This is a genomic window from Pseudomonas sp. P4_C8 (genome assembly GCF_056401975.1).
In genome coordinates, this window is the sequence record NZ_JBFUIH010000089.1 from 1 (window position 1) to 6,883 (window position 6,883).

Genomic DNA, 6,883 nt, shown 5'->3' on the forward strand with positions numbered 1-6,883 from the left:
GTTCGTTCCCAGGCGAGCGCTACGCACTCGAACGCAGCCTCGCAGGCTCGACAGCTGCTACAGGTCCCACCCAGTCTGCAGTAAACGGATACCGGTCTGCACCCAACGGATAGTCCGCCTCATCCCCCCGTCCTAGCATGGCCCTGCCTGATAAAAACAATGGAGGCGGCGGCCATGTCCCTGCGACCCGAATACCTTCACTCCCTGCTTGAAGATGACAAAGACACCGGCGTCTACCGCTGCAAGCGCGAGATGTTCACCGACCCACGGTTGTTCGATCTGGAGATGAAACACATCTTCGAAGGCAACTGGCTGTACCTGGCCCACGAGAGCCAGATCCCCAACGTCAACGATTTCTACACCACCACCATGGGGCGCCAGTCGATCTTCATCGCGCGCAACAAGGAGGGTGTGCTCAACGCCTTCATCAACGCTTGCAGTCATCGCGGTGCGACGCTGTGCCGGCACAAGACCGGTAACAAAAGCTCCTACACTTGCCCGTTCCACGGCTGGACCTTCAACAACTCCGGCAAGTTGCTCAAGGTCAAGGATCCGGCAGCGGCCGGCTACCCGGCGAGCTTCAACTGCGAAGGCTCTCACGACCTGACCAAAGTCGCGCGGTTCGAGTCCTATCGCGGTTTCCTGTTTGGCAGCCTGAACGCCGACGTGGTGCCGCTGGTTGAGCATCTCGGCGAGTCCGCCAAGATCATCGACATGATCGTCGACCAGTCCGCCGATGGCCTGGAAGTGCTGCGCGGGTCTTCAAGCTACATCTACGAAGGCAACTGGAAACTCACCGCCGAAAACGGCGCCGACGGTTACCACGTAAGCTCCGTGCACTGGAATTACGCGGCTACGCAAAACCAGCGCAAACAACGTGATGCCGGCGACAGCAATCCGACCATGAGCGCCGGCACCTGGGCCAAGCAGGGCGGCGGTTTCTATTCCTTCGACAAGGGCCACATGCTGCTCTGGACGCGCTGGTCCAACCCCGAAGATCGCCCGCTGTATGAACGTCGCGACGAATTGGCCCGAGACTTTGGGCAGGCCCGCGCCGACTGGATGATCGAGAACTCACGCAACCTGTGCCTGTACCCGAACGTGTACCTGATGGACCAGTTCAGCTCGCAGATCCGCATCGCCCGGCCGATCTCGGTCAACCGCACGGAAATCACCATTTACTGCATCGCCCCCAAAGGCGAAAGCGACCACGCCCGTTCCAGCCGGATTCGCCAGTACGAGGATTTTTTCAACGTCAGCGGCATGGCCACCCCGGACGATCTGGAAGAGTTTCGCTCGTGCCAGACCAGCTATCAGGGCAGCGTCACCACCTGGAATGACATGTCCCGCGGGGCCGAGCACTGGGTCGAGGGCGCCGATGAGGCGGCTAAAGAAATCGACCTGCATCCGCTGCTCAGCGGTGTGCGCACCGAGGACGAAGGCCTGTTTGTGCTGCAACACAAGTATTGGCAGCAAGCCATGCTCAAGGCGTTGGCCGCTGAACAGCCCGAATTGATTGCCGTGGAGGCCGTGCAATGACCATCACCTATGAAGCCGTGCGCGACTTTCTTTACCGCGAAGCACGCTATCTCGACGACAAGCAATGGGACGAGTGGCTGGAACTGTACGCCGTCGATGCCTCGTTCTGGATGCCGTCCTGGGACGACAACGACGAGTTGACCGAAGACCCGCAGCGGGAAATCTCGCTGATCTGGTACGGCAACCGCACGGGCCTGGAAGACCGCATCTTCCGCATCAAGACCGAGCGCTCCAGCGCAAGCATTCCGGACACCCGGACCTCGCACAACCTCAGCAACATCGAGTTGCTCGAACAAGCGGATGGTCTGTGCAAGGTGCGCTTCAACTGGCACACCCTGAGCTTTCGCTACAAAACCGTCGACAGCTATTTCGGCAGCAGCTTCTACACCCTCGATGTGCGTGGTGAAAACCCGCTGATCAAGGCCAAGAAAGTGATCCTGAAGAACGATTACGTTCGCCAGGTCATTGATGTCTACCACTTGTGAGGCGGCCGTCATGACGCATTCCATTGCATTCAATTTTGAAGACGGCGTCACCCGGTTCATCGACGCCAATGTCGGCGAAACCGTGGCCGATGCTGCGTATCGCCAGGGCATCAACATCCCGCTGGATTGCCGTGACGGCGCGTGCGGCACCTGTAAATGCTTTGCCGAGGCCGGTCGTTATGATTTGGGCGAGGAGTACATCGAAGACGCGCTCAGCGCCGAAGAAGCCGAGCAGGGGTATGTCCTGACTTGTCAGATGCGCGCCCAGAGCGATTGCGTGGTGCGAGTGCCGGCGTCCTCCGACGTTTGCCGCACACGCCAGGCCAGTTACGACGCGACAATCAGTGCTGTGCGGCAGCTGTCCGACAGCACCATCGCGCTGTCGATCAAGGGCGAAGCGCTGAACACACTGGCGTTCCTGCCGGGGCAATACGTCAACCTCGGGGTTCCCGGTAGCGAGCAGACCCGCGCCTATTCGTTCAGCTCGTTGCAGCGCGACGGTGAGGTCAGTTTCCTGATCCGCAACGTGCCTGGCGGTCTGATGAGCAGTTTCCTGACCGGCATGGCCAAGGCGGGCGACCGCATGAACCTGGCCGGGCCGTTGGGCAGCTTCTATCTGCGCGACATTCGCCGTCCGTTGTTGCTGCTGGCCGGCGGCACGGGGTTGGCGCCGTTCACGGCAATGCTGGAAAAAATCGCCGAGCAGGGCAGCGAACATCCGCTGCATTTGATCTACGGCGTGACCAACGATTTTGATCTGGTGGAACTTGATCGACTTGAAGCCTTCGCCGCACGCATCCCGAATTTCAGCTTCAGTGCCTGCGTGGCCAGCCCCGACAGTCAGCATCCGCTCAAGGGTTACGTGACTCAGCACATCGAACCCCGGCATTTGAACGAGGGCGACGTCGACGTCTACCTGTGCGGCCCGCCGCCGATGGTCGAGGCTGTCAGTCAGTTCATTCGCGAGCAAGGCGTGGCGCCTGCGAACTTTTACTACGAGAAATTTGCCGCCAGCGCGGCCTGAGTCGGGAGCGAGCCTGCTCGCGAAGAGAGCGGAACATTCAACGGTGATGTCGCCTGTCAGACCGATTTCGCGAGCAGGCTCACTCCCACAGGTCAGTGTTTTTTACGAGGTGCACATGAACAGATTTCACGAAAAAGTCGCGCTGATTACCGGGGCGGCGCAAGGCATCGGGCGGCGGGTGGCCGAGCGCATGGCTGCTGAAGGTGCGCAGTTGATTCTGGTCGACCGCTCCGAGCATGTGTTCGAGCTGCAGCAACAATTGGGGCAGAGCAACCAGGTACTGGCCCTGACCGCCGATCTTGAGCAGTACAGCGAATGCAGCCGGGTAATGCGCGCCGCCGTCGAGCGTTTCGGGCGTCTCGACGTGTTGGTCAACAATGTCGGCGGCACGATCTGGGCCAAGCCATTTGAGCATTATGAAGCGCAACAGATCGAAGCCGAGGTCCGCCGTTCGCTGTTTCCGACGTTGTGGTGCTGTCATGCGGCGCTGCCGATCATGCTGGAGCAGGGGAGTGGCGCCATCGTTAACGTCTCGTCCATCGCCACGCGCAGTATCAATCGCGTGCCCTATGGCGCGGCGAAGGGTGGGGTGAATGCCCTGACGGCCTGCCTGGCCTTCGAAACCGCCGGCCGTGGCGTACGGGTCAATGCGACCGCACCCGGCGGCACCGAAGCGCCGCCTCGGGTCATTGCACGCAACGATGCCGAGCAAAGCGCGGAAGAAAAGGTCTGGTATCAGCAGATCGTCGAGCAGACGCTCGACAGCAGTTTGATGAGGCGCTATGGCACGCTGGATGAGCAGGCGGGCGCTATTCTGTTTCTGGCCAGCGACGAAGCGTCGTACATCACTGGCATGATCATGCCGGTCGGCGGTGGTGATCAGGGCTGACGCTCACTGAAAACAACCCATTAGTGGTTTGAGCCGAGACAGTTTAAAGGCGACGTAGAAACGCTTTGACTATCTGGCGCGTGGCGTCGCTCGTGCTCAGGTTGTCGACTGTCTCCAGTGGATGCCAGGTTTCGCCTGGCTCGACTTTGCCGCCGGGCAAGCTCCAGCGACACTTGGGTTTACGCACCAGGAGAACATGTCGGTCCAGTTCGCAAATGACCGTTGCACGTACTTTCATTTGTTACCTGACTAACGAATGCCATGAAAAAAACATCAATTTGCAATATATGGGCCGTGGCCTCTGTTTCACGGGTTAGAGCAATGCGCTCAGCGAAAAGTGCAATTGAATGCTGGAATACTGGCGCGACGTCTGGTCGGCACTTGAGCAAAGCTGGGGTGTAAGGTAATCGGGTCAATCGTCGACTTCACTGCCAAAAAGGAGGTGACTATGAGCGTTCCGATGTTGAACAAAATGCACATGAACGGTTATGACGTACTCAGCGTAAACAATGGCCCCTGGCGGGTGTGCACCCAAGGTGATCGGTTGGGGGATTTCAGCAGCAGAGAGGAAGCACTGGCCTATGCCGCATCGCTTCCCGCCTATCGAACGAGGACGGCCCGCCCGTCAGGCCAGAAATCAACATGACAGCACATTTGAAGCCCCGGGATGCCGGGGCTTCTTCTTTGGATACCTGCAATAAGCGTGTGTACGGCTAGTGGGTCCAGCACGTCAGAATGGTCAGTAGCCTCCACCGGAGTGGGAAGGTTCCCTGGCCTCCTGTTGCGCTTGACTCCACTGTGCGCAGGTCATGAAGCTTTTGTGATCGACTTTACCGTTGCCATCGAAGCTGATGTTGTACGGCTGATGCTGCTGGCCTGCCTGCGTCAACGTGTAGTCAAAACAAGTGCCAGGTTCCACCGTGCGGTCCGTTATTGAGACAGGCTTCCCGCCAATCTGCTGCACCTGGTCCTTGCTCATCCCTGTCTCGACCCTGGCGACCAGCGGCTGGGCACCGTAAATGTGTTCCTCGGTGCTGCAGCCACCCGCCGCCAGCACGACCACCAGCGTGAACAGAGATTTGTTCATCGCAGTGCTCCCGTTAGTGAACTTTCGTTCGACTGATCACCTTGGCTTTCACTTCTTCGGCATAGCCCGCCAGTCGTCCTTCATCGCCCTGAAACAACTCGCACAACCTGAGAGCGGCTTGTGCATCCACATCATTGCCCGCCTGGCGTAACTGCTCTGCAAGGCGCAGCAACTCTACTGCCGACCATCTCAAATCCGACGCAACGCTTTGCAGGTCACGGCGAAGTTCGTTTTCATCTTCGTTAAGCCACATGACGACCTCCTGCAATTTCTTGCAAGGAAATAGTAGTTCTATTTGGTATGACACAACGTTTGTTCGTCTGATCCCTGAGCGATAGAAGGTGCTTCCATTGGTCGGAAAGATCAGTGTGAGTGACACCGCCCGATATCGTACGAAGGTCAATGAATGTCGTCAGGGCGAGGCCACCCCAAATGAGCAATACCGATGATTTCAAATTGCATGCCCATGAGTTGATCGCTGATCTGGATGCCGCGACTTCAGAGATGATGAAGCTGATTTCAGCTCATCAACTGAGTGGCTCAGAGTGGGAACGGGTCACGCAATGGCAGCATGAAGCGTATGAACGGTGGATGGCCTATCTGAACAAAAGAACCTATCCAGACCCTCCTGAAAACAATGCTCCATACTGAGTTGTGTTCAATAGATGGATGTCCGGACGGCGACGCGGTACATTTCGCGTTTTTACGGGATAAGGGTGCGTCATGCGGATGTTAATTGGGGGCGTAATGCTGGCCATGTTGGCAGGTTGTTCGTTGCCGGCGTCTGTGGTGCCGGGTGAGCCTAACGTCAGCAAATACAGCAACAAACCGCCGAAAGAACTGGCCGCATGCATTTTGCCAGAGTGGCAGAAAGAAGTTCCGAAGACGACTCAGGCCGGCATTTCCAATGGCTATCGAATCAACGCACCGAGCATCTTTACGGCGGACGAAATTCTGGACATCGTCAAATACAAGGACGGCAGCCGGGTTTCGCTGTATCAGGGGCCACCGTGGGCCAAGTCCGACGCGATGCGCAAGGCAGTCAAGGCGTGTTTGTAAGTTCATAGGGCGCGTAGCCGTCTTGTCAACTCGGTAATTTTTCCCGGCTGACGTCGATCAAGCCGCCTGTTTGCGCATGGCTTCGAACTGCATTGTGGTTTTGTTGATCGTGATCGTGATCGTGATCGTGCCCGGATGTCGAACTTCTGCATGCATGAGCAAAAGGTAGATTTTTAATCAGTCATGCGCACGCGAGTTACTTATGTGTGTCGTGATCAGCGTTGCGCCGATCAGCGCCCGAAGGGTTGCCAAGGTTTATCAGCCGTCTTTCTACCAAAACGTTGTCGAGTGCCTGGCGCGCATCGGGGTCCAGTTGGTGTTCTCTCTCCTTGAGCTCCAACAGGATCGGGTTCGACCAGGCGCGATAGGTTTTTTCTGCGTCGCGAACGGACATCATTAATCTCTCCTTGATCAGTCGCCCACGCATAAGAGGGGGACATTTGATTGCGTAGAGACCCTAGTTGAGAAATCAGATTTTCGCCAACACATTGCACTGCAATGGTGCGTTCAGTTCGGAAGTGAGTGGGATGTCGGGCAACTATGAACTCAAGTTGCCCTGGGGGGGGCGCAGCTCGACCGGCGGCAGGTTAAAGTCAGTTGGTGACCAGCAGTTCCGGGCCGAGGTAGTTGTTGATTTGCTCGATATCGTCGTCGCCCAGACTGCCCACCGAGGACGCCAGACGCAGGTGCGACATCAAATAGCGCAACTTGGCCTCAAACAGATCGTGGCGCGCAACGAAGAGCAACTCTTCGGCATTGAGGACGTCCACGTTGGTGCTGGTGCCGCCCTCTTTGAAGCC

Annotated in this window: 11 protein-coding genes and 1 pseudogene; 7 read left to right on the plus strand and 5 right to left on the minus strand. The window is 57.7% G+C overall.

Annotation, left to right across the window (positions count from 1 at the left end):
• Positions 1–174: 174 nt before the first annotated feature.
• The 4 genes from benA (at position 175) to AC1DWM_RS29725 (ending at position 3,937) form a co-directional block, all read left to right on the plus strand.
• The gene (benA, locus tag AC1DWM_RS29710) at positions 175–1,539 is read left to right on the plus strand and encodes a benzoate 1,2-dioxygenase large subunit (protein WP_223511149.1); all 1,365 of its coding nucleotides are present in this window, start codon (positions 175–177) and stop codon (positions 1,537–1,539) included.
• Entirely contained in the window at positions 1,536–2,024 is a 489-nt protein-coding gene (gene benB, locus AC1DWM_RS29715; protein ID WP_007944753.1) for a benzoate 1,2-dioxygenase small subunit, read from the plus strand. The genes benA and benB overlap by 4 nt, the downstream gene beginning before the upstream one ends.
• Before the next feature lie 10 nt (positions 2,025–2,034).
• Entirely contained in the window at positions 2,035–3,048 is a 1,014-nt protein-coding gene (benC, locus tag AC1DWM_RS29720; protein WP_223511148.1) for a benzoate 1,2-dioxygenase electron transfer component BenC, read from the plus strand.
• A 115-nt stretch (positions 3,049–3,163) separates the two neighbouring features.
• Positions 3,164–3,937, plus strand: a complete 774-nt coding sequence (locus tag AC1DWM_RS29725) for a 1,6-dihydroxycyclohexa-2,4-diene-1-carboxylate dehydrogenase (RefSeq protein WP_477796845.1) — start codon at positions 3,164–3,166, stop codon at positions 3,935–3,937.
• 43 nt (positions 3,938–3,980) lie between these two features.
• Here the strand turns inward: AC1DWM_RS29725 and AC1DWM_RS29730 are convergent, their stop codons facing one another.
• A complete protein-coding gene (locus AC1DWM_RS29730; protein ID WP_477796846.1) occupies positions 3,981–4,175 on the minus strand; it encodes an NUDIX domain-containing protein in 195 nt (64 codons plus the stop codon).
• 210 nt (positions 4,176–4,385) lie between these two features.
• Here AC1DWM_RS29730 and AC1DWM_RS29735 point away from each other — a divergent pair, with 210 nt between their 5' ends.
• The gene (locus tag AC1DWM_RS29735) at positions 4,386–4,583 is read left to right on the plus strand and encodes an SPOR domain-containing protein (protein ID WP_223511145.1); all 198 of its coding nucleotides are present in this window, start codon (positions 4,386–4,388) and stop codon (positions 4,581–4,583) included.
• 93 nt (positions 4,584–4,676) lie between these two features.
• On the opposite strand, the gene osmE is transcribed toward AC1DWM_RS29735, so the two are convergent.
• Both osmE and AC1DWM_RS29745 read right to left on the minus strand, forming a co-directional pair.
• Positions 4,677–5,024, minus strand: coding sequence for an osmotically-inducible lipoprotein OsmE (gene osmE / locus AC1DWM_RS29740; protein WP_223511144.1), 348 nt, complete (start codon positions 5,022–5,024; stop codon positions 4,677–4,679).
• Positions 5,025–5,037: 13 nt separating this feature from the next.
• On the minus strand, positions 5,038–5,277 hold the full coding sequence (locus AC1DWM_RS29745; protein ID WP_223511143.1) for a hypothetical protein: 240 nt from the start codon (positions 5,275–5,277) through the stop codon (positions 5,038–5,040).
• Positions 5,278–5,456: 179 nt separating this feature from the next.
• Here AC1DWM_RS29745 and AC1DWM_RS29750 point away from each other — a divergent pair, with 179 nt between their 5' ends.
• The gene (locus AC1DWM_RS29750; protein WP_223511142.1) at positions 5,457–5,675 is read left to right on the plus strand and encodes a hypothetical protein; all 219 of its coding nucleotides are present in this window, start codon (positions 5,457–5,459) and stop codon (positions 5,673–5,675) included.
• Positions 5,676–5,747: 72 nt separating this feature from the next.
• The gene (locus AC1DWM_RS29755) at positions 5,748–6,083 is read left to right on the plus strand and encodes a hypothetical protein (protein ID WP_223511141.1); all 336 of its coding nucleotides are present in this window, start codon (positions 5,748–5,750) and stop codon (positions 6,081–6,083) included.
• Between the two features lie 196 nt (positions 6,084–6,279).
• On the opposite strand, the gene AC1DWM_RS29760 is transcribed toward AC1DWM_RS29755, so the two are convergent.
• Complete coding sequence (locus AC1DWM_RS29760; protein WP_223511140.1) at positions 6,280–6,480, minus strand: hypothetical protein; 201 nt, start codon at positions 6,478–6,480, stop codon at positions 6,280–6,282.
• Positions 6,481–6,676: 196 nt separating this feature from the next.
• Positions 6,677–6,883: pseudogene (locus AC1DWM_RS29765) on the minus strand (TolC family outer membrane protein); the annotation flags it as partial.